Genomic DNA, 21,323 nt, shown 5'->3' on the forward strand with positions numbered 1-21,323 from the left:
TCCTTGACGAGGGCCGCAACCTGTTCCTATAGTCAACACATCGGTTGATCAAGGGAATGGTTGATAAAGATGACGGTTGACGACGATCAGCTCGACCGGTCGTTCGCGGCGCTGGCCGATCCGGTCCGGCGGGCGATGATCGCGCAACTGTCGCGCGGTCCGGCCACGGTCAACGAGCTGGCCGAGCCGTTCCCGATCACCAAGCAGGCGGTGTCGCGGCACATCCAGGTGCTCGAGGCCGCCGGGCTGATCACCCGGACCCGGGACGGCCAGCGCCGCCCGTGCCACCTGGTGCCGGCCGCCCTCGAGGCACTGACGAGCTGGATCGACGAGTACCGGCTCGAAACCGAACGCCGCTTCCGCCGGATGGAAGCACTGTTGAAGGAGCAGACGAAATGACTGGCACCAGCATCAACACCCCGGCCGGGACCCCGTTCGTCGAGGTGACGCGGGAGTTCGACGCCACCCCGGCGCAGTTGTTCCGGATCATGTCCGAGCGCGACCTGGTCGCGCAGTGGCTCGGCCCGCGGGACCTGCAGGCGACCATCGAGGAGTACGACGTACGCACCGGCGGCAAGTACCGCTACATCCACAGCGACGGCTCCAGCGAGTACGCGTTCCGCGGCGTCTTCCACACCGTGGAGCCGGACAAGCTGGTCATCCAGACGTTCGAGTGGGAAGGCGCGCCCGGCGAGGTCTGCATCGAGAAGATGACGCTGGAGCCGACCGAGAAGGGTGTCCGGCTGCGCCAGCGGTCGGTGTTCCCGTCGGTCGAGGCCCGCGACCAGTCGATCGAGTACGGGATGTCCGACGGCATCAACGACTCGATGGACCGCCTGGCGGAGCTGCTCGCGAAGGAAGCCTGATCATGAGCCAGGTCGTCGTGGACATCTCGGTGTCGCTGGACGGCTACGTCACCGGACCGAGCGCCGGCCCCGGCAACGGGCTCGGCGACGGCGGCGAGGCCGTACACGACTGGGTCTTCAAGGGAAACGACGCGGACCGCGCGGTCCTGGACTCCGCGTTCGACGCGACCGGCGCGGTCGTCCAGGGCCGGAACCTGTTCGACGTGATCGACGGCCCAGATGGGTGGAGCGAGGAGATGGGGTACGGCGCGAAGCCGACCGGCGAGGTCAATCCGCCGATCTTCGTCGTCACGCATACTCCGCCGTCGCAGACCCGGCTCGGTGACCGCTTCCGCTTCGTGGGCAGTCCGGCCGAGGCGGTCGCCCAGGCGCTGGAAGTTGCCGATGGCAAGGACGTGGTGGTGATGGGCGGTGGGCAGATCTGCCACGCGGTCCTCGCGGCAGGGCTGGCCGACGTACTGCGGCTGCATGTCGCGTCCGTCGTACTCGGCTCCGGTACGCCGCTGTGGCCGACCGAACCGTCGACGGGGTTCGCGGTGGAGCTGGTCGATTCCGTGTCGACGCCGGCGGCGCAACACCTGACGTACCGGGTGGTGAAGTAGCCATGGGCAACGTCATCGCGACCGCGGCGGTCTCGCTGGACGGTTTCGTCGCGGACCTCGAGGACCAGGTCGGTCCGCTGTTCGACTGGTACAACAACGGTCCGGTCGAGGTGTACGGCACCGACCCGGACCGCGCGTTCCACGTCAGCCAGGCGAGTGCGGACTACCTCCGGTCGACCTGGCCGAACGTTCGCGCGAACGTGGTCGGGCGGCACCTTTTCGACATCACCAACGGGTGGAACGGCGTACCGCCGGTCGGCGAACACGTCTTTGTCGTCACCCACAAGCCGCCGACGGACTGGCCATTCCCCGACGCGCCGTTCACCTTCGTCGACAACCTCGAGGACGCCGTCGCCCAGGCGCGGGCGTACGCGGGTGACGCCGACGTCAGCCTCACCGGCGGCAACCTCACCGGCCAGGCGGTCGCCGCGGGCCTCGTCGACGAGATCGCCTACAACCTGGTCCCGATCCTGCTCGGCACCGGGAAGAAGTTCTTCGGCGACTACGTCGGCCCGGAGATCCTGCTCGACAACCCGCGCGTAGTAGAGGGCGACCGCGTCACCCACCTGCACTATCGCGTCAGCAAAGGGTGATCGGCGACGACGGTCTTGGAGCCGGGGGCGATTTCGGTGAAGCCGGCGTCCTGGACCACGGGGAGATCGGATTTGAGGAGGCGGGCCCAGTTGGCCGGGGTAGCGGTTCGGACGGCCAAGGCGAAGTTGGTTGACTGCCATTCCTTGCGGGCGTCGTCCGGCAGTGCCCACCAGGCCAGCTGCGCCGCGTGACCGCATTGGGCCATCGCCTTGCCGCTCGACATCTCCAGCGCCGGGTTGATCCACAGCACCGGTACGCCGGGTTCGAGCGGTGGTAGGTCCGCGGTGTCCTCGAAGTCGGTGCCGCTGACCTGGAGCTTGAACAGATCCACCGGTACTTCGTCCACCCCGGTCGGCGGAAACACCCGAACCTCAGCCGGAGCAGCCGGCACACCCCCGTCCCCAGCACCCGCGGCCGTGGCTCCCGCGGCAGGCGCTGCGGCTCCGCCCGCGGCCGCTCCGGCTCCTGTGCCGGTGACGGTGATGCCTGGGAGCGCCTCGGCTCGGCGCCACTCGGCGCCGCGGGCGCGTTTGGTGATCTTGCGGATGCGGTTGTCCTGCCAGGCGGCCATCGCGTCCGCCCACTCACCTTCGCCGTACGAACGTTCGTCCGCGAGGATCGCCAGCACCGCCCGGGCCGCCGTCTCCAGCGCATCCGTCTGCGACGGCCGCGCGTTCTTCTCGACCCGGACGACAAGCGTCAGCACCTGTTCCACGCGGGCGAGTCTGCCAGGACCCCTGATGCACTACGGTGACCGACCTCGGCGAAACGAACGTTCGAACAGTGAGGCAGCGGTAAGACGATGACGCGAAAGATCATGAGAGTTCCGGAACTGTCGCCGGAGTGCGGCGTCAACCTGGCGCTCCTGGCGATGGCGGCCGATCTGCCCGGCGACCGCAACTCCGCGGAGATGATGGCGGAGTGCGCGGAGGACCTGGCGGCGCACGGCCACCCGGCCGACGCGCTCGAGTGGTTCTCGCGCATCGTCGAAGGCGGCGAACCCGAACTCGGGCCGCACGCCGCGCTCCGGATCGCCGGCCTGCTCGTCGACTACGACCTGCAAACCGCCCAGGCCGCACTCCGGTACGCCGCCGACAACGGCATCGGTGACGTCGCCCGCTTCGCCGCGGAGAACCTCACGGTCCTCGCCCAGCACGAGGTACCGGCCCGCACCGAACCGGCCACCCTCGAAGAGGTCGTCGGACGTACGGCGATCGCCCGCGGCCTCCTGCTCAACGCCGAGAACGACGCCGACGCGGCGGTCGACGCCCTGCAGCAGGCCACCGAATGCCCGCTCCCCGGCATCGCCGCGGCCGCAGCCTTCGAACTCGGCAACCTGCTCGAGGACGACGGCGACCTGGCCGGAGCACAAGCGGCGTACGCGACCGCGACCGACCTGCGGCAGCCGGGCGTGAGTGGCCAGGCCGCCGTCAACCTCGGCTTGGTACTCGCCAAACAGATGGACGTCCGCGGTGCGCACGCGGCGTACCAACTGGCGGTCGAGATCGGCGATCCGGATGACGTTGCCAAGGGCAACCGTCTGCTGACGCAACTGGCCGAACTCGGCGAGTTGGACGAGGTCCATGCCCGCGCCCAGCAGCTCGACCTGAACGACCCGGACCTGGTCGGCGGCAGCGCGATCCACGCCGGCGAACGGTTCCTCGGCGAGTCGGACCTGCAGTCCGCGCTCCGCGCGTTCGAGAAGGCGATGGACACCGGTCACGCGATCCACGCGCCGGAGGGCGCCGCCTGGGTCGCGGCGGCGTTCCACCAGGTGCAGGGCATGCCGGGTGCGGAGGCGGCGATCGGGCGGCTCGACCAGATCGGCCGGCCGGAGCTGACGCCGCGGGCGTGGTTCATGTTCGGGTGCCGGCTGGTGAACGGCGGCAACGTCAAAGACGGCGAGAAGGTCTGGAAGGGCGTCGACGGTGACGCGCGGGCAGCCGCCGAGTGCGGGCGGTACGTCGTCCGCGGGAAGACCGCCAAGGCGGAGGCCGCGTTCCAGGAGGTGCTCGCGGTGTCGCCGGACCTGGCGGGTCATCTCGGCGGGGTCGCACTGCAGGTGGGCGACCTAAAGCGGACACGTCGGCGTACGAGCTCGCGCTGCGGTTCGGCGAGCAGGCCGAGCTCCGGTGGCTGATCGAGGAGGCGCAGGCGAGTCTGACTCGGTGACGTCTACGTACAAGTTGTAGGTTGGGCGGCATGCAGCAGTACCTGGATCTTCTGAGGCATGTGCTGGACAACGGGGCGGAGAAGGGCGACCGTACCGGGACCGGCACGCTGAGTGTTTTCGGGTACCAGTCGAGGTACGACCTGCGCCAGGGGTTCCCGGCGGTGACGACGAAGAAACTGCACCTGCGGTCGGTGATCGGGGAGCTGATCTGGTTCCTCAGCGGGTCGACCAACGTCAAGTGGCTGCACGAGAACAACATCTCGATCTGGGACGAATGGGCCGACGCGGACGGCGAACTCGGCCCGGTGTACGGGTACCAGTGGCGCTCGTGGCCGACCCCGGACGGCCGGCACGTCGACCAGATCGCGAAGCTGATCGAGGCGATCAAGAAGAACCCGGACTCGCGCCGGCACATCGTCAGCGCGTGGAACGTCGCGGACGTGGACGACATGGCGTTGCCGCCGTGTCACACCATGTTCCAGTTCTACGTCGCGGACGGCCGGCTGTCCTGCCAGCTCTACCAGCGGTCCGCCGACATCTTCCTGGGCGTGCCGTTCAACATCGCGTCGTACGCGCTGCTCACCCACATGGTCGCGCAGCAGACCGGGCTCGAGGTCGGCGACTTCGTGCACACGCTCGGCGACGCGCACCTGTACCTGAACCACCTCGACCAGGCCCGCCTGCAACTGACCCGCGAGCCACGTCCGCTGCCGACCCTCAACCTTACCAGGCGCGACTCGATCGACGGCTACGAGATCGCCGACGTCGAGCTGGTCGGGTACGACCCGCACCCCGGGATCAAGGCGCCCATCGCGGTATGAGTGTCATCCTGATCGCCGCGGTCGGTCGGAACGGTGTGATCGGGCGGGACAACGACCTGCCGTGGCGGATCCGTGAGGATCTGCAGCACTTCAAGCAGCTGACGCTCGGCCACACGCTCGTGATGGGCCGCAAGACGTACGACTCGATCGGCCGCCCGCTCCCGGGCCGCCGTACGGTCGTCGTCACCCGCCGGCCCGACTGGTCCGCGGACGGCGTCGAGGTGGTCCACACCCTCGAGGACGCTTTGAAGTACGACGGCACCCTGTACGTCGCCGGCGGCGGCGAGATCTACCGCCAGGCGCTCCCGTACGCCGACACCCTCGAACTCACCGAGGTCCACCAGTCCCCCACCGGCGACGTCACGTTTCCCACCATCGACCGGGCAGACTGGACCGAAACGGCCCGCGAGCCCCACGACGGCTTCGACTTCGTTAGTTACCGCCGCAGCTAACAACGAGTAGGCAACAGGCTCACCGCAGGGACCTGGAACCGACTAGATTGGGCGCGCGTCACGGTGGTACCAGGGGGCGTCTCTCGGAGGGGAACACGATGACTGAAGCCGACAACACCGCTGCTCAGCCTGCTGCCGCGGCGCCGTTGCAGCCGCCGACGGCTACCGCGCCGGGACTGATACTGACCGCGCCGCCGCCGTCACAGCCGGTGGCCGAGACCGCCGCGCCGAGTATGGCGCCGGCCGTCGACCCGGCCGCGCTGCCGGGGCTGGACAGCAAGGTGGACACGTTCCTGACCGCGCTGATGGCGGCCGAGCCGCGCTCGCCGGAGTTCGCCACCCGGGCGAACGACGTCCGCAGCATGGGTGACGGCGACATCCGCGCCGCCGCCGAGAGCTCGAACCGGCTGCTGCAGTCGCCGGTGAAGGCGCTGCAGAGCGGTGGCCTGTCGGAGGGTTCGACGGTCGGCAAGACACTGCTCGAACTGCGCCGTACGGTCGAGGACCTGGACCCGAAGGAAGCGACCGGGCCGAAGAAGCTGCTCGGGATGATCCCGTTCGGCGACAAGATCGAGGACTACTTCCGCAAGTACCAGAGCGCGCAGAGTCACCTCGAAGGCATCCTGCACAGCCTGCGCAACGGCCAGGACGAGCTCGGCAAGGACAACGCCGCGCTGAACCTGGAGAAGCAGCAGCTCTGGGACGCGATGACGCGGCTGAACCAGTACGTGTACGTCGCTGAGCGCCTCGACGCCCGGCTGTCCGCGGCGATCGCCGAGCTCGAGGCGACCAACCCGGAGAAGGCGAAGGCCTTCCGCGAGGACGTGCTGTTCTACGTACGGCAGAAGCACCAGGACCTGCTCACCCAGCTGGCCGTGTCGATCCAGAACTACCTGGCGATCGACATCGTGATCAAGAACAACATCGAGCTGATCAAGGGCGTCGACCGGGCCTCGACGACCACGGTGTCGGCGCTGCGTACGGCGGTCATCGTCGCGCAGGCGCTCGGCAACCAGAAGCTCGTGCTGGACCAGATCACCGCGCTGAACACCACGACCAGCGGGATGATCGAGCGCACCTCGCAGATGCTCAAGGACAACTCGGTCGCGATCCAGCAGCAGGCCGCGTCCGCGACGATCGGCCTGCCGCAGCTGCAGGCCGCGTTCGCGAACATCTACGCGACGATGGACGCGATCGACACGTTCAAGGGCGAGGCCCTGGACAACATGGCCGCCACGATCGGCACGCTGGAGAACGAGGTGACCAAGTCCCGCTCGTACCTGGACCGCGTCGCCCAGCAGAACCAGCAGGTCGTGCACGGCAGCCTCGACCTGAACCTGGGTCGCTGATCTACATCCGGAGACGGGGGACTGCATGGCGCTCGGTGACTTCTTTGCGCGGCTGACCGGTCGCAAGGAGGAGCCCGAGCCTGCCCCGGTGCCTGGCCCGCCGACGAACGAGGACCTGCTCGCGGCGCTCGTACGGGTCGAGCAGCTGGTGGCGGGTGGCGCCGTACCGGCCGTGGTCGCGTCGCGGGTCGCGCGGGTGGTTCGCGTCGTCCGGGAGACGATTCCGCGGCTCGGGAACCTCGGCGGGAGCGCGCAGGCGTACTCCGTGATGGCCACCGCGACGGACTACCTGCCGGATGCGATCGGTGGGTACCTGCGGTTGCCGCGGCAATGGGCGGACACCCGGCCGGTGGATCGCGGCAAGACGTCGCTGATGATCCTGATCGACCAGTTGGACCTCTTGGCCGCGACGATGGACAAGGTGTTCGACGCGGTGAACCGGGCCGACGCGGCGGCGCTGATCACCCATGGCAGATTCCTGCAGGAGAAGTTCGGCACCGGCTCCACCGGCGGAGCCCTCGCCCTCGGTCCCACCGAATCAACCCCGCCACCCGACGCTTCGGGACCACTTACACCACCAGCTGGACGAGGAGGGTCATGAGCGGCACGGGGGGACTTCCGGAGGCGCTGTCGGCGCTGCTCGTCGTCGCCACTCGCGCGGGCATCGCCGAGGACACCGCCCGGGCCGAGGCACTCTCGCTGGCGGCAGCCTTGGCTGAGTCCGCACCTGGCGCACCGGCCGACTGGAACAAAGCAGTCCCGGGCGGAACAACCCAGGACTTCTTCGACGCAGCCGTTCGCGGCCGGCGTTGGCGCGGCGCACCAACCGCCGTACTCACCGAACTGATCGCCAGCAACTCCCCGGAGAAGGTGGCGTACGCCGAAGCCCTCGCCGAGCTGGCATCAGCCGCCTGCACATTGGGCGAACCAACCATGCGAGTCATCGGAAACGCCTCAGTGGCAGCTGCTGCGCAGCTGCAGGCTGCGGGGGCGCGGACGTTGCAGGTGGGACGCGAGGCGCACGCAGCGTCGGCGAAGCCGACGGCCGACGGGCTGGGGGCTGGACCGGGCGCCGCCGGCGCGGCGGGGGCTGCTGCGACCGCATCTGTTGTTGTGCCGGCGGAGCCGGTCAAGTCGGTCGAGGAGTTGTTGGGGGAGCTTGATGAGTTGACTGGGTTGGGTCGGGTCAAGCGGGAGGTGCATCGGCAGGTTGCGGTGCTGCGGGTGGAGAAGTTGCGGGCCGAGGCTGGGCTGAAGCAGGCGACCATTACTCGGCACCTGGTGTTCGTCGGGAATCCGGGGACCGGGAAGACGACGGTCGCGCGGTTGGTGAGTGGGATCTACAAGGCGCTCGGTTTGCTCTCGAAGGGGCAGCTCATCGAGGTGGACCGGTCGGAGCTGGTGGCCGGTTATCTCGGCCAGACCGCGACGAAGACCGCCGAGGTGGTCGCGTCCGCGGCGGGTGGCGTGCTGTTCATCGACGAGGCGTACAGCCTGACCGCCGGCGACAACGGCGCCGACCAGTACGGACGCGAAGCCGTCGACACGCTGGTCAAGGAGATGGAGGACCGGCGCGACGACCTGGTCGTGATCGTTGCCGGGTACCCCGAACCCATGCAGGCGTTCATCGCCGCGAACCCCGGTCTCGCCAGCCGGTTCCGGACCACGATCGAGTTCGAGAACTACAGCGACGACGAGCTCACCGACATCCTCACCGGGCTCGCCGAGGCTGCCGACTACGAGCTGGTGCCGGACGCGCTCGCCACCTTCCGCGAGATCCTCGCGGACACCGTGCGGGACAGCTCGTTCGGCAACGGGCGGTTCGCGCGCAACGTACTGGAGGCCGCGATCGGCCGGCAGGCGTGGCGGTTGCGCGACGTGACGGCACCGACCACCGACCAACTGCGTCAGATCCTGGCCGCGGACCTCACCGAGGATCTGACCGAGGACCTGACCGAGGAGACCGCGCCGTCCGAGGCGCCGAGCAGCGCTTCGGATGCAGCTGAGGAGCAGGACGGAGAAGAGGCGTGACCCAGACACAGAGTGCGCCGCCGGCCACCCTGGCGGCCGCCCCACCGGGTACGGCCGTGCAGCCGGCCGCGCAGGCGCCGACCAGGCGCGGCGCGATCGCCCAGTGGTTCGAAGGTACGCCGGGCCGGATGCGCGCGTTCCTGATCCTGGCCGCGGCGATGAGCGTGGTCTTCGGACTCGCCGCCGCCCAGGGCTTCAGCCAGTCCGGCGGTGCCCTCGAGCGAGCCCAGGCGAACGCCGCCCAGCTGGTCCGGATCCAGGCGATCCATACCAACCTGGTCAGCGCGAACGCCGACGCCACCAACGCGTTCCTGGTCGGCGGCCTCGAACCGCCGCAGCAGCGCGCGCACTTCGTCAGCTCGATGGCCGCCGCCGCGGGCCTGATCGCCGAGGCCGCGACCGCCCAGCCCGCGGACCGGGACGTACTCGGCGCGCTCAACAAGACGCTGATCACTTATGAAGGTCTGATCGAGCAGGCGCGCGCGAACAACCGGCAGGGTCTGCCGATCGGCTCGCAGTACCTGAAGGACGCGAACTCGGTCCTCCAGGACGACTCGCTGCCGCTGGTGAAGGCGCTCGTCGAGGCGAACGAGAAGCGCGTCGACACCGAGTTCGACGGCATCAGCTACGGCACGATCTGGGTCGTCGTCGGCGGTCTGCTGACGCTGATCGTCTTCTTCCTCACGCTCCGCTGGCTGGCCCGCCGTACGCACCGCTACCTGAACATCCCGATCGCGGCGGGTGCCGTACTCGTCCTCCTCACCACAGCCGTCGGAGGCATCGCGCTGGCTAGCGCGTCCGGCTCCGCCAAGGACACCCGCAACTCCGAGTACGAACGCACGCTGGCCCTCTCCCGCGCCCGCATCGCCGCCTACGACGCCCGCTCCAACGAAAGCCTCACCCTCATCGCCCGAGGCTCCGGCGACAGCTTCGACAAGGCGTACAACGCGGCGGACGGCCAGGTCACCGATCAGCTGAGCAAGCTCAACGGCAACGACTCGTACCTCATCTCGTCGTGGCAGGGGTACCAAACCGTTCACAAGAAGGTCCGCGAGGACGACACAAACGGCAAGTGGGACGACGCCGTCGGCATCGCAGTCGGCAAGGCCGGCGAACCGAACTCGGTCAGCACCTTCACCGCCTTCGACAAGACTTCCGATTCGCAACTGCAGGACTCGAGCACCGCGGTCCAGTCCAAGCTGAAGGACGCCCGCAACGGCCTCCCGCCGATCGGCTGGCTCGGCGTCCCGATCGGCATCGCGGCCGCGCTGCTGGTCGCCTGGGGAATGTCGCAGCGCCTGGAGGAATACCGATGAAAAAACTGATCCCACTCGCGGTCGCCACCGCCCTCCTCCTCACCGCCTGCAGCTCCGGCAACTACGCGGCCACCCAGATCCCACCGGAGCCGGCGCCCACGACTGCAGCCCCCGCGGCCCCCGCCGAGGGCTGCGACAAGACCACGGAGCTGCAGTCGTACGCACCCGAAGGCGCACTGCCGGCGCCCGGTGCGATGCCTGCCGACAGCACGATGAAGGAGATCCAGGATCGTGGCCGGCTGATCGCCGGGGTGTCCGCGGACAGCCTGCACCTCGGCTCCCGGAACCCGCTGAACGGCCAGATCGAAGGCTTCGACATCGACATGGTCAAGGCCGTCGCCACCGCGATCTTCGGCAGCTGGCAGAACCATCTCGAGCTGCGGGTGATCTCCAGCCCGCAACGCATTCCGTCGCTGCAGAACAACAGCGTCGACATCGTTGCCCGCAACATGACGATCAACTGCGCCCGTTGGAAACTGATCGCGTTCTCGGCCGAGTACTACCGCTCCGGTCAGAAGACACTGGTCCAGCGGGACTCGACAGCAACCAGCCTCAAGCAGCTGTCCGGCAAGACGATCTGCGCCCCGGCAGGCTCGACCAGCTTGGACAATCTCAAGCGGGCGAACCCGCAGATCAAGCCGGTGACGGCGGACACCGACACAGGTTGCCTGGTGCTGTTCCAGCAAGGCAAGGCAGACGGCATCAGCGGCGACGACACCGTGCTCGCCGGCGACGCCGCGCAGGACCCGTACGCGAAGGTGATCAGCGAACGGATCAGCAACGAGCCGTACGGTCTGGGCATCAACAAGGAGAACATCGACTTCGTCCGGTTCGTGAACGGCGTCCTCGCGCAGATGAAGCAGCCGAAGCCCGACGGGAAGCCGTCCGACTGGATGGTCTCCTACAACACGTGGCTCGGCACGGACCTCGGCAAGCTGAATGCTCCGCCGACGGCGGAGTACGGCCGATGACGGTTCGTGCGCCGGTGGTGTCGGCTCCGGTGGTGCCGGGGCGGGTGGGGGGTGGGGTCTCGGCTGCTGAGGTGCTTGGGTTTCTGACTGCGCTTGGGGAGTGGCGGGATCGGCGGAAGGCTGAGCTTGACGAGTTGGATCAGGCTGCGTTGCACTCGGCGGACGGGGATGCGCTGAGTTCGGACGTCGTGCTCAGCATGACGGTCTGGAAGGCCGTGTCGGATCGGTACGAGTTGATCCTGGTCACCTGGGATTCGGGTCGGGTGGGACAGCAGGAGCTCGACCGGATCTCGACGTTGATCTGGGGTGGGCTGGACGCCGGCGGCGCAGGCGGCTCGCTGGCCGTTTCGTTGCCGGAGGCATGCAAACTGTCGGATGCGTTGGCCTCCAGTTTGCGGGCGAAACTGGCGCTGGAGCCGGGTGACGCCGACCTGGCCGCGCGGCTGCGCCAGTTGCGCGCGCAGGTGGAGCGGATCAGCGACCTGGTCAAGCAGGAGCCGGCCGGAGTACGCGACGGCGCGCTCGCCAGGCACCACGACCTCGACCGCCGGCTGACAGACCTTGCCGACCGCAACAAACGCGGCGCGGACATCGGCGGCCTGATCGGTCCGCTCGAACTCGATGCCGCCAGGACCGAACGCGACCTGATCGTCGGCGCCGCCACCCGCAAGGAACGTGCCGCCGACGTGGCCCGCGCCCGCACCCTCCGCGGTGAACTCGAAGCCCAAGGTACGGCGGTACGCGCCCTCGCGGACAAGGCCGTCCGAACGGTCACCCCCGCGCCGCGGCTCGCCGTACCGGACGTGACCGCACTCGGTCCCGTACCGAACACCCCGGCCGAACTGACGCACTACCTGACCCGGCTGGACGCCGTACGACGGGCCCTCGGCCAGGCACAGGCGGCGTACGGCGCCGCGCTCGGCCGCCGGGACGAACTCGCGCAACTGCTCGACGCCTATCAGGTGAAGGCGGCAAGTGTTGCCGCAGGCAACGAAGATCTCGCCGAGCTGTACCGGCGCGGCCGAGCCGTGATCGACAGCGAGCCGGTGGACCTGGCTCGGCTCGGTGCACTGGTAGCGGCCTACCAGGCCTACCTGGAGGGAACGAAATGACGACCTGCACCCAGCCGGGCTGCACCGGCTCGATCGTGGACGGGTACTGCGACGTCTGCGGCTCCCCCGCGGCCCAGGCCGCCGCCACACCGGGCGCCTGCACCCAACCAGGCTGCACCGGCACGTACGTCGACGGGTACTGCGACGTCTGCGGCTCGCCCGCGCCCGACGGCATCAGCACCCCGTCCGCGGTCACCGGCGCACCGCCGGTCGTCCATGAGCCCGACCCGATCAGCACCGTGTCGACCGTGTCCCGCGCCTCCAACCGGCTGGCGTCGACGCCGCTCGGCTCGGCCCGCGCGGCCCAGGCCGGTTCGAAGCTGACTCGCAAACTCGGTACGTCGTCCACCCGGCTGCGCGGCGCCCGCCTCGGCGCCGGGCTGACGAACGTACCGTCGATCCCCGCGATCGACGCGAGCAAGGCGATCCTGGCGAACCCGATGGTCCCGGAGGACCGCCGGAACTGCCCGAGCTGCGGTCACGCGGTCGGTCGCTCCCGCAACGGGCAGCCCGGCCGGACCGAGGGCTTCTGCCCGAACTGCCGCAACCGGTTCTCGTTCGCACCGAAGCTGCAGGACGGCGACCTGGTCGGCGGGCAGTACCTGGTCCGCGGCTGCCTTGCCCACGGCGGTTTCGGCTGGATCTACCTGGCGCAGGACAAGAACGTGTCGGACCGCTGGGTGGTGCTGAAGGGCCTGCTGAACTCCGAGGACCCGGACGCCGTCGCCGCCGCGATCGCCGAGCAGCAGTTCCTGGCCCGCGTCGAGCACCCGCTGATCGTCGAGATCTACAACTTCGTCACCCACGACGGCGCCGGCTACATCGTGATGGAGTACGTCGGCGGTACGTCGCTGAAGACCCTGCTCAAGGAGCGGATGGCCGCGAACAACGGCCGGTACAACGCGCTCCCGATCGACCAGGCGATCGCGTACCTGCTGGAGATCCTGCCCGCGTTCTCGTACCTGCACGACCTCGGCCTGGTCTACTGCGACTTCAAGCCGGACAACATCATCCAGGTCGGCGACGCGGTGAAGCTGATCGACCTCGGCGGCGTCCGGCGGATCGACGACCTGGACTCGGCGATCTACGGCACGGTCGGCTTCCAGGCACCCGAGGTCGCCGAGGTCGGCCCGTCGATCGCGTCCGACATCTACACCCTCGGCCGGACGCTGTGCGTGCTCGCGATGGAGTTCCGCGGGTACCAGAGCCGGTACGTCGGCTCGCTGCCGCCGGTCAGCGAGGTGCCGCTGTTCCAGAAGTACGACTCGGTGTACCGGCTGCTGGCGAAGGCGTGCGCGCCGGACCCCGCTGACCGTTTCCAGTCGGCGGACGAGTTCCGCGTGCAGCTGCTCGGCGTACTGCGTGAGGTCGTGGCGGACAAGCAGGGCGTCAAGGCGGCCCAGCACTCGGCATCGTCGTTGCTGTTCGGTTCTCCGGGTGACAAGGCGTCCGGCCTGGGTGACGCGGCCGCGCCTTGGCAGCAGTTGCCGTCGCTGGCGCCGGACGACGGCGACAAGATGGCCGGCTGGCTGAAGACCGTCAGCGTGCCGGACCCGGCCAAACGGCTGGAACTGCTCGTCGACGCGCCCGAGCAGTCCGCGCAGACCCTGCTCGAGGTGTCCGAGGCCGCGCTGGAGGTCGGGCCGGAGCGGTACGACATGGTCGACACCGCGGTGAACGACCTGCTCAGCGCGGATCCGTGGGAGTGGCGGGCGGTCTGGATGTCCGGGCTGGTCGCTCTCGCCCGCGGCGACTTCCGCAACGCGCAGTCGGCCTTCAACGCCGTGTACGGCCAGGTCCCGGGCGAGCTGGCACCGAAACTCGCGCTGGCGATCGCCTGTGAGCACAGCGGCGAGTTCGACGTTGCCGAGGGCCTCTATCTGTCCTGCGCGCGGACCGACGCGAACTACATCGCGCCCTCCGCGTTCGGTCTGGCGAACATCCGGACCCAGCGCAACGACCTGGACGGAGCGCTCACCGCGCTCGACCTGGTACTGCGAACCAGCGGCGAGTACGTGCGTGCTCGTCGCCAGCGAGCCGGACTCCTGGCAGGATCGGGGCGTGGCCTTCCCGCGCTCGCCGAGGCGATGAACAGCATCGCGACGCTGACCATCGACCCGGTGGACCGGGCCAACCTGGCCGCGAACGTGTTCCGGACCGCGCTGACCGAGGTCCAGCAGACCGGTCCGCAGGAGGCCCTGCGGATCGACGGACGGGCAGCCACCGAGACCTCCCTGCGGGACGGGCTCGAGGCCACCTACCGGTTGCTGGCCGACCAGGCCCAGACCCGGCCGGAACGGATCGCCCTGGTCGACCAGGCCAACGAGGTTCGAGGATGGACGCTGCGATGACGAGTACGACCGACACGACCTGCCCCAGCTGCGGCGGGCCGGTGGCCGAGGCCGACCTGTTCTGCGAGGCGTGCGGCGCCGCGCTGAAGCCGGCCGCACCTGCGACTCCTGCCTTGGACACGGACACCGAGCCGACCGTGGAGATCACGGCGGTCAGCACTCCCGAGACCGAGTACGTCGGTCCCTGCGCCTCCTGCGGCGGCACCGTTGGCGCCGACGGGTACTGCGAGACCTGCGGCACCAAGGCCGCCAAGCCCCGCGACCACTTCGTGGAGCAGCCCGCTCCGTGGGTGGCGGGCGTCTGCGACCGCGGCATCCGGCACAGCCGCAACGAGGACGCGATGGCGCTCGGCGCGGACGCCGAGCCGGGCAGCCGCGCGCTGCTCGTGGTCTGCGACGGCGTCAGCTCCTCGCTCGACTCCGACGTCGCGTCGCTGGCGGCCGCCCGGGCGGCGGTCGAGGTACTGGCGGCCGGTCACGCGCAGGGGCTCGGTACCGAGTCGTCCCGGGCCGGGGCGATCGCCGCGCGGCTCCGGGCGGCGGCCGATGCGGCGAGTGACGCCGTACTCGACAGCACCAGCCCCGACAGCCCGAACCCTGCGTCCTGCACGTTCGTGGCAGCGGTGCTGGAGCAGGGGCTGCTCGTCGCGGGCAATGTCGGTGACAGCCGTGCGTACTGGTTCCCGGACGCGGGTGATCCGCTCGCGCTGACCACCGACGACTCGTGGGCCGCCGAGCTGATCGCGAGCGGGGTGTCCCGCGACGAGGCCGAGTCCGGGCCGCACGCGCACGCGATCACCCGCTGGCTGGGCAAGGACGCGCCGGACCACACGCCGCGGACCACCACCCTCGAGGTCTCCGGCCCGGGCTGGCTCCTGGTCTGCTCCGACGGCCTGTGGAACTACTGCTCCGAGGCGGCACCGCTGGCCGACCTCGTACGTCAGACAGCTGCGGAGCACGCGGGCGAGCCGAAGGCCACCGCTTCCGCCCTGGTCGACTGGGCCAACGCCCAGGGCGGCCAGGACAACATCACCGTCGCGCTCGCGCGAGTTTGAGGAGGAACCCGAGATGGCCGACTTCACCGCCACCGTCTACCAGAACGAGTTCCTGCCGGACGGCGGGACCGACGTACACGCCATCGTCACGGTGACCTGCACCGGCGCCGGCGCCGCCGGGCAGACCGGGAGCGGCGATGCGGGCGAGATCATCATCGTCGACACCTCCGGCTCGATGGGCCGCGACGGCGTCCAGGCCGCCGCGTACGCCGCGCAGACCGCGCTCGACCAGATCCTCGACGGGGTCTGGTTCGCGGTCATCTCCGGCAACGACCGCGCGCAGCTCGCGTTCCCGCCGTCGGCGGAGCCGGTGATGGTCAAGATGGACCCGTACACCCGGCAGGCCGCCAAGGACGCCGTCTCCCGGTTCTACGCCGACGGCGGTACCGCGATGGGAACCTGGCTGCGGCTGGCGTCGCGGGTGTTCGCGACGGTGCCTTCGCTGTCGCAGAAGCACGCGATCCTGCTGACCGACGGCGAGAACCAGCACGAGACACCGGAGGCGCTGACCCAGGCGATCGAGTCGGTCACCGGCCAGTTCCAGTGCGACACCCGCGGCGTCGGCGTGGCCTGGCAGGTGGACGAGGTACGGCGGATCGCGCAGGCGCTGCTCGGTACCGTCGACATCATCCCGGCGCCGGACCAGCTGGCCGCGGAGTTCGCGAAGATCATCCAGAACGCGATGAGCCGCGGTGTCGCGCAGGCCGACCTGCGGGTCTGGGCGCCGCAGGGCGCGGAGGTGCTGTTCGTCCGGCAGGTCGCGCCGACGGTCGAGGACCTGACGTCGCGGCGGACGGCGGTCAACCCGCTGACCGGGTCGTACCCGACCGGGTCGTGGGGTGACGAGTCCCGGGACTACCACGTGGCGATCCGGCTGGCCGCGAAGGCGGTCGGGCAGGAGCAGCTGGCCGCGCGGGTACAGCTCGTGCTCGGCAACGACACGGTCGCGCAGGGTCTGGTGAAGGCGTTGTGGTCCGCCGACGATGCGCTCACCACGCGGATCAGTCCGGAGGTCGCGCACTACACCGGTCAGACCGAGCTGGCGCAGGCGATCCAGGACGGCCTGGCCGCGAAGGCTGCCGGTGACACGGCGACCGCGACGACCAAGCTCGGCCGCGCGGTGCAGCTCGCCGCCGCGACCGGCAACGAGGAGGCGACCACCCGGCTCCGGAAGGTTGTCGACATCGATGACCAGGAAACGGGTACGGTGCGGCTCAAGCGCACCGTCGAGAAAGCCGACGAGATGGCACTCGACACGGCCTCCACCAAGACGACCCGGGTACGCAAATGACCGTGAACTGTCCCAGCGGACACCCTTCCACCTCGACCGACTACTGCGACGTCTGCGGCCTCCCGATCGGCGCCGCCGCGACGCCCGCCGGATCAGCGGTGCCGGCTCCCGCCGTCCCGGCCCCAGGGCCGGCTCCGCAACCCGATCCGGCTCCTCCTGCCGGGCAGTTGTGTCCGAACTGTTCGGAGCCGGCAGCGGCGGACGCGTTGTTCTGTGAGAACTGTGGGTACGACTTCACGACTGGGACCATGCCGCGGCCGGCCTCTTCGCTGGATCTGCAAGGTACGGCCCCGGCGCCGCCTGCCCCGCCTGCGCCTGCGATGACCGCGGAGTGGGTCGTTGAACGATGGGTCGACCCGGACTGGTACGCCGTACAGCAGAGCGACGACCCGTGTCCGTCGCCCGGACTGCCGGCCGTGATCCCGCTGGTGGAGAAGAGCCTGCTGATCGGCCGCCCGTCGCGCAGCCGCGGCATCTCCCCCGAGGTCGACTGCGGTGACGACACCGGCGTCAGCCGCCGCCAGGCCCAGCTGACCACGGACGGTCAGCGCTGGTGGGTCGAGGACCTCCAGTCCTCCAACGGCACGTACGTCGCCTCCGCCGCCGGCCCGCTCCCGGAAACCCCGATCATCCCCGGCCAACGCCAGGAGCTGAACCCGGACGACCGCATCTACGTCGGCGCCTGGACCCGCCTGGTCGTCCGCAGGGCCACCCCCGAGGAACTGGCCAGCCAGGCCTGAGGCCCTACGGGAGCAGGACGATCTTGCCGCTGACACCACGGGAGGCGAGCAGGTCGAGCGCCTGCTGTGCGTCGGTGAGTGGCAGGGTCTTGCCGACCGTCGCGGTGAGATCACCGGCTTCGGCCGCCCGGCTGATCGTCGTCAGCCGGGCACCGCTCGGCTCGGCACGAACCAGCTGCGGGGTGATGCCGCGGTCCGGGGTGAACTGGCCGCCGGGCACCCAGAACTCGGGTACGACGGTGACATAGGAGCCGCCGTCCCGCACGGTCGCGAACGTCTGCCGCGCCCGCTCTCCGCCCACGACATCCAACGCCGCATCCACCGAAACCACGTCACCGCCCACCCCGACAACGCCGGCCCCGTCCACGGGGACGCCGGGTTCGAGCACGGTGATGCCGGCGGCGCGGGCGAGCTCAGCGGCGAACCGGCCGACCGCACCCCGTGGGCCGTTCACCAGCAGCGATTGGCCCGGGTGCAGATCGAGAAGCTCCAGCGCCTGATGCGCGGTGAGCGCCGCGAGCGGAAGAGTGGCCGCCTCGGACCAGTCGAGGTTGGCCGGCTTGGGAGCGACGTACGACGCCGGCAGCGTCACGTACTCGGCGTACCCGCCGACCTGGGTCCGCGAGTGCCCGGTACTGGCGACGACCGCGGCGCCGGGCTCCCAGTCCCCCGCCTCGACCACGCCGGCCACGTCGTACCCCGGGACGAGCGGAAGCCGGAGCTCGTCGTACCAGCGGTATCTTCCGGCCAGCATGCCGAGGTCGGCGGGGTTCACCGCCGCCGCCTTCACCTTGATCAGGACCTCGCCGTCACCCGGCTCCCGCACCTGCAGGTCCTGCGGCCGGAGAGTTGCTCCGGGCCCCACCCGGTCGGCTGCCATCGCGCGCATCGTCGTCATGTCCAGGACGGTAGATCCGCCCGGAGCCGCTGTCGTTGATCGAGATCAATCGCCGCCGGATCCGGCTGAGCGCCTCCGGTGTCACCCCGACGTACGCAGCGATGTGCCGCTGGGTGAGCCGCGACGCGAGCGCCCCGTGGTCGGCGACAAAGCGCTGGTAGCGGGTGCTCGCGTCGTCGAGCAGCAGTTCGCGCTGCCGCTGGTCCAGCCGCAGGTAGAGCGCCTCGGTCAGGTCCGCGACCAACTGCCGCCAGCCCGGACTTTCGGCGACGAGTACGTCGTACGCCGGCCGCTCCGCGACCAGTAGGTCGGAGGGCTCCAGCGCCTCGATCGCGATCCGCGACGGCTCCTGGCGAAGCGCGGCGCTGTACGCGCACACCAGTTCCCCTTCGGCACGGAAGGCGAGGGTCCGCTCGTTCCCTGCCTCATCAGTACCGAACAGCCGGAACAACCCGCGCTCGACCAACGCCACCCGGTTCGGCGGGTCCCCCGCCCGCACAAACAACTCCCCACGCTCAACCCGGACCGCCCGAAACAACCGCCGCCCACGCTCGACCTCATCCGCAGGCAACCCCCGCACAAACCTCTCGAACTCGCCCACCCACCCATTCTCCACCGACCGGATCTCAGCCGTCGGGTTGGGTTTGGCGGGTCCAGCCTGGTGCGGGGTGTAGGCAGAGCCATTCGATGAGGGCCAGGCCGACGACTACCGGGATTGCCCAGGTCCAGGGGGTTTCGGGGAGCGCGACGATGGCGATGGCGGTCCAGAGGGCTACCCAACCGCCGCCGTAGCCGCGCAGGACGCCGCGGTACCAGAGGCCGCCCGGGGCCTCGGCGGCGCGTTGGCCGAAGTAGACGAACAGGTACGAGGCGATCGTGATCGGCCAGAAGTACCAGAGCCGGGCCCAGTCGTACGGGACCATCACGAGCGCGGTCAGGCAGACCAGCGCGATCGCCCAGTGGTAGACCTCGCCGGCCCAGTTCAGCCCGCGGCGGCGCAGCGTGAGCACGATCGCCAACGGGCCGAACGGTACGGCGACAAAACCGGCGAAGACGTGCAGGATCAGTGCGATGTCACGCATCGCAGGCCCCCAACCCTCCTGACATGTCAGGGAGCATAGGGATTCAGGCCCCGCACGTCACGAGTTCGCGGGTCAGTTCTCCGGGAACGAGAGCACTCGGCGGATCGCGAAGATCCGGTACCCGAGGCGCTCGAAACTCTTCGCCATCGGGACGTTCCCGAAGTCGGTGTCCGCGCGGATGTGCTCGGCGCCGGTCTCCGCGAGCAGGTGGGTGATCTCGGCCAGCAGGTCGTCGCTCAGCCCGCGCCCGCGCTGCTCCGGCACGACCCCGAGGTACCCGACGACCGGCCCGCCCGCGTTCGCCGACGGCATCGCGAACCCGACCAGCTCCGCGCCGTCGTACGCGAGCCGCCACAGCCCGCGGTCACCCGGCATCGACTTGTAACCCGCGAGCTCCTCGCGGGCAGCTTGTTCGACGCCGACCCGGGCGATCTCCCGAGCGGTCGCGGCGTCCAGGCTGCCCGTGCTGACCCGCATGAACACGTCGACGAACGCCTCGTCGTCGGCCGGCTCGAACCGCAGCCGGGTCGAGCGCGGCGGCAGGCCGTACGCCGGCTTCCACTCGTACCGCAGCCGGTCGGTGACGGTGGTCATCCCGACCGCCGCGGCCGCCTGCGCCCGCGGCTCGAGCGCCGCGACCACGTCCGGCTTGTCCTCCCAGTCGCTGTCCAGGAAGAAGTGGTACTCCGGCGGCTCCTGACCGTCCGGGCGGGACGCCACGGCGTGCTTCAGCAGCTCGGTCCAGGTCGGTACCGGGTCGTCGTCGCCGACGTAGTACAGGCCGTCGATGCTGTACGGGTGCTGCTCACCCGGTACGCCCCACCAGATCGCCAGCGCCCGGATCTCGCCGTTCTCCTCGGCGACCCAGGTCCATTCGTGCTTGTAGTAGCCGGCGGCAACGGAGTCGCGGTAGCGCTCGGCGGTGACGGTGTTGACGGACTTCTGCTCGATGAGAGCAAAGATGGTGTCGAGGTCGGCCTCGACGGTGTTGCGGATGGTCACGAATCCTCCAGCAGGAGGCGCGGGCTCCGCTCAGTGCGAGCTGTGCGAGCGGATCGGGCGCGCCGGGAAACAAGTCGGTGTGTTCATCGGTCGCTCCTTCCACTCCGGGATGTCTCTCGCCGGGCCAGACATTAGAGGCACGACGGGGTCATAGTCCAGCTGTTATTCACAACTGGGATGTACCGCGTTCGTTCCGGCGGGGAAGGTTCCGGGCATGAGAACCCTCATCGCTGCCGTGACCCTGGCATCCACCGCTGTCCTCGGGTCCACGGCGTACGCCGCCCCAACCACTTATGTTGCGCCCTACAGCGCCACGACGATCGACACCTGCGCGCTCAGCTCGCTGCCGTCGCAGGCCGCCGACACCCTCGACCTGATCCACTCCGGCGGGCCGTTCCCGTACCGGCAGGACGGCACCGTCTTCTCCAACCGGGAGGGCATCCTGCCGTCGGAGTCCTCCGGCTACTACCACGAGTACACCGTGATCACGCCCGGTTCCCCGGACCGCGGCGCCCGCCGGCTGATCGGCGGCGGCGCGAAGACCACGCCCGCCCACGTCTACTACACCGGCGACCACTACGCCTCGTTCTGCGAAGTCGACGAGAACAGCTGAGGGT

The 21,323-nt window shown here is 69.7% G+C and carries 23 protein-coding genes; 18 read left to right on the forward strand and 5 right to left on the reverse strand.

Features of this window, described 5'->3' with window-relative positions; all coding sequences use genetic code 11:
* The first annotated feature begins 69 nt into the window (after positions 1-69).
* From ACFYRU_RS04810 to ACFYRU_RS04825, 4 genes are read left to right on the forward strand one after another with little or no spacing between them, the layout of a single operon-like run.
* Positions 70-399, forward strand: a complete 330-nt coding sequence (locus ACFYRU_RS04810) for an ArsR/SmtB family transcription factor (RefSeq protein WP_387652997.1) — start codon at positions 70-72, stop codon at positions 397-399.
* Positions 396-866, forward strand: a complete 471-nt coding sequence (locus ACFYRU_RS04815) for an SRPBCC domain-containing protein (RefSeq protein WP_387652999.1) — start codon at positions 396-398, stop codon at positions 864-866. Before ACFYRU_RS04810 ends, ACFYRU_RS04815 begins: the two co-directional genes overlap by 4 nt.
* Before the next feature lie 2 nt (positions 867-868).
* The gene (locus ACFYRU_RS04820; protein ID WP_387653001.1) at positions 869-1,468 is read left to right on the forward strand and encodes a dihydrofolate reductase family protein; all 600 of its coding nucleotides are present in this window, start codon (positions 869-871) and stop codon (positions 1,466-1,468) included.
* 2 nt (positions 1,469-1,470) lie between these two features.
* Positions 1,471-2,061, forward strand: a complete 591-nt coding sequence (locus ACFYRU_RS04825; RefSeq protein ID WP_387653002.1) for a dihydrofolate reductase family protein — start codon at positions 1,471-1,473, stop codon at positions 2,059-2,061.
* Here the strand turns inward: ACFYRU_RS04825 and ACFYRU_RS04830 are convergent.
* Positions 2,040-2,777, reverse strand: a complete 738-nt coding sequence (locus ACFYRU_RS04830; RefSeq protein ID WP_387653004.1) for a peptidyl-tRNA hydrolase — start codon at positions 2,775-2,777, stop codon at positions 2,040-2,042. The two genes, ACFYRU_RS04825 and ACFYRU_RS04830, sit on opposite strands and share 22 nt — an antisense overlap.
* Positions 2,778-2,864: 87 nt before the next feature.
* Between ACFYRU_RS04830 and ACFYRU_RS04835 the strand changes: the two genes are divergently transcribed.
* The 13 genes from ACFYRU_RS04835 to ACFYRU_RS04895 all read left to right on the forward strand — a co-directional run bounded on the left by ACFYRU_RS04835 (position 2,865) and on the right by ACFYRU_RS04895 (position 17,724).
* Positions 2,865-4,202, forward strand: coding sequence for a hypothetical protein (locus ACFYRU_RS04835; RefSeq protein ID WP_387653006.1), 1,338 nt, complete (start codon positions 2,865-2,867; stop codon positions 4,200-4,202).
* A gap of 62 nt (positions 4,203-4,264) precedes the next feature.
* Positions 4,265-5,056 carry a thymidylate synthase gene (locus ACFYRU_RS04840; RefSeq protein WP_387653008.1) on the forward strand — a complete coding sequence of 264 codons (792 nt, stop codon included), beginning with the start codon at positions 4,265-4,267 and terminating at the stop codon, positions 5,054-5,056.
* Positions 5,053-5,508, forward strand: coding sequence for a dihydrofolate reductase (locus ACFYRU_RS04845; RefSeq protein WP_387653010.1), 456 nt, complete (start codon positions 5,053-5,055; stop codon positions 5,506-5,508). Before ACFYRU_RS04840 ends, ACFYRU_RS04845 begins: the two co-directional genes overlap by 4 nt.
* Positions 5,509-5,606: 98 nt before the next feature.
* The gene (locus ACFYRU_RS04850) at positions 5,607-6,857 is read left to right on the forward strand and encodes a toxic anion resistance protein (protein WP_387653012.1); all 1,251 of its coding nucleotides are present in this window, start codon (positions 5,607-5,609) and stop codon (positions 6,855-6,857) included.
* Between the two features lie 25 nt (positions 6,858-6,882).
* Positions 6,883-7,458 carry a hypothetical protein gene (locus ACFYRU_RS04855; protein WP_387653014.1) on the forward strand — a complete coding sequence of 192 codons (576 nt, stop codon included), beginning with the start codon at positions 6,883-6,885 and terminating at the stop codon, positions 7,456-7,458.
* Entirely contained in the window at positions 7,455-8,888 is a 1,434-nt protein-coding gene (locus tag ACFYRU_RS04860) for an AAA family ATPase (protein ID WP_387653016.1), read from the forward strand. The genes ACFYRU_RS04855 and ACFYRU_RS04860 overlap by 4 nt, the downstream gene beginning before the upstream one ends.
* Positions 8,885-10,204: a hypothetical protein gene (locus tag ACFYRU_RS04865; protein ID WP_387653018.1), complete on the forward strand. Its 1,320-nt coding sequence runs from the start codon at positions 8,885-8,887 to the stop codon at positions 10,202-10,204. The genes ACFYRU_RS04860 and ACFYRU_RS04865 overlap by 4 nt, the downstream gene beginning before the upstream one ends.
* Positions 10,201-11,175 (forward strand): glutamate ABC transporter substrate-binding protein, encoded by a 975-nt coding sequence (locus ACFYRU_RS04870; RefSeq protein WP_387653020.1) that lies wholly within the window; start codon positions 10,201-10,203, stop codon positions 11,173-11,175. The genes ACFYRU_RS04865 and ACFYRU_RS04870 overlap by 4 nt, the downstream gene beginning before the upstream one ends.
* Positions 11,172-12,287 carry a hypothetical protein gene (locus tag ACFYRU_RS04875; protein WP_387653022.1) on the forward strand — a complete coding sequence of 372 codons (1,116 nt, stop codon included), beginning with the start codon at positions 11,172-11,174 and terminating at the stop codon, positions 12,285-12,287. Before ACFYRU_RS04870 ends, ACFYRU_RS04875 begins: the two co-directional genes overlap by 4 nt.
* A complete protein-coding gene (locus ACFYRU_RS04880) occupies positions 12,284-14,638 on the forward strand; it encodes a tetratricopeptide repeat protein (RefSeq protein WP_387653023.1) in 2,355 nt (784 codons plus the stop codon). The genes ACFYRU_RS04875 and ACFYRU_RS04880 overlap by 4 nt, the downstream gene beginning before the upstream one ends.
* On the forward strand, positions 14,623-15,693 hold the full coding sequence (locus tag ACFYRU_RS04885; protein WP_387653025.1) for a protein phosphatase 2C domain-containing protein: 1,071 nt from the start codon (positions 14,623-14,625) through the stop codon (positions 15,691-15,693). Before ACFYRU_RS04880 ends, ACFYRU_RS04885 begins: the two co-directional genes overlap by 16 nt.
* Positions 15,694-15,706: 13 nt before the next feature.
* Positions 15,707-16,984, forward strand: a complete 1,278-nt coding sequence (locus ACFYRU_RS04890) for a VWA domain-containing protein (protein WP_387653027.1) — start codon at positions 15,707-15,709, stop codon at positions 16,982-16,984.
* A gap of 320 nt (positions 16,985-17,304) precedes the next feature.
* Positions 17,305-17,724 (forward strand): FHA domain-containing protein, encoded by a 420-nt coding sequence (locus ACFYRU_RS04895; protein WP_387653029.1) that lies wholly within the window; start codon positions 17,305-17,307, stop codon positions 17,722-17,724.
* 4 nt (positions 17,725-17,728) lie between these two features.
* Here ACFYRU_RS04895 and ACFYRU_RS04900 read toward each other — a convergent pair whose 3' ends face one another.
* The 4 genes from ACFYRU_RS04900 to ACFYRU_RS04915 form a co-directional block, all read right to left on the reverse strand.
* Entirely contained in the window at positions 17,729-18,622 is an 894-nt protein-coding gene (locus ACFYRU_RS04900; RefSeq protein WP_387653031.1) for an NADP-dependent oxidoreductase, read from the reverse strand.
* A complete protein-coding gene (locus ACFYRU_RS04905; RefSeq protein ID WP_387653033.1) occupies positions 18,534-19,223 on the reverse strand; it encodes a Crp/Fnr family transcriptional regulator in 690 nt (229 codons plus the stop codon). The genes ACFYRU_RS04900 and ACFYRU_RS04905 overlap by 89 nt, the downstream gene beginning before the upstream one ends.
* A gap of 25 nt (positions 19,224-19,248) precedes the next feature.
* Complete coding sequence (locus tag ACFYRU_RS04910; RefSeq protein ID WP_387653035.1) at positions 19,249-19,704, reverse strand: hypothetical protein; 456 nt, start codon at positions 19,702-19,704, stop codon at positions 19,249-19,251.
* 72 nt (positions 19,705-19,776) lie between these two features.
* Complete coding sequence (locus tag ACFYRU_RS04915; protein WP_387653036.1) at positions 19,777-20,706, reverse strand: GNAT family N-acetyltransferase; 930 nt, start codon at positions 20,704-20,706, stop codon at positions 19,777-19,779.
* A 214-nt stretch (positions 20,707-20,920) separates the two neighbouring features.
* Between ACFYRU_RS04915 and ACFYRU_RS04920 the strand changes: the two genes are divergently transcribed.
* Positions 20,921-21,319: a ribonuclease domain-containing protein gene (locus ACFYRU_RS04920; RefSeq protein WP_387653038.1), complete on the forward strand. Its 399-nt coding sequence runs from the start codon at positions 20,921-20,923 to the stop codon at positions 21,317-21,319.
* Positions 21,320-21,323: the final 4 nt, after the last annotated feature.

Source organism: Kribbella sp. NPDC004536 (assembly GCF_042873835.1).
Taxonomy (GTDB): Bacteria; Actinomycetota; Actinomycetes; order Propionibacteriales; family Kribbellaceae; genus Kribbella.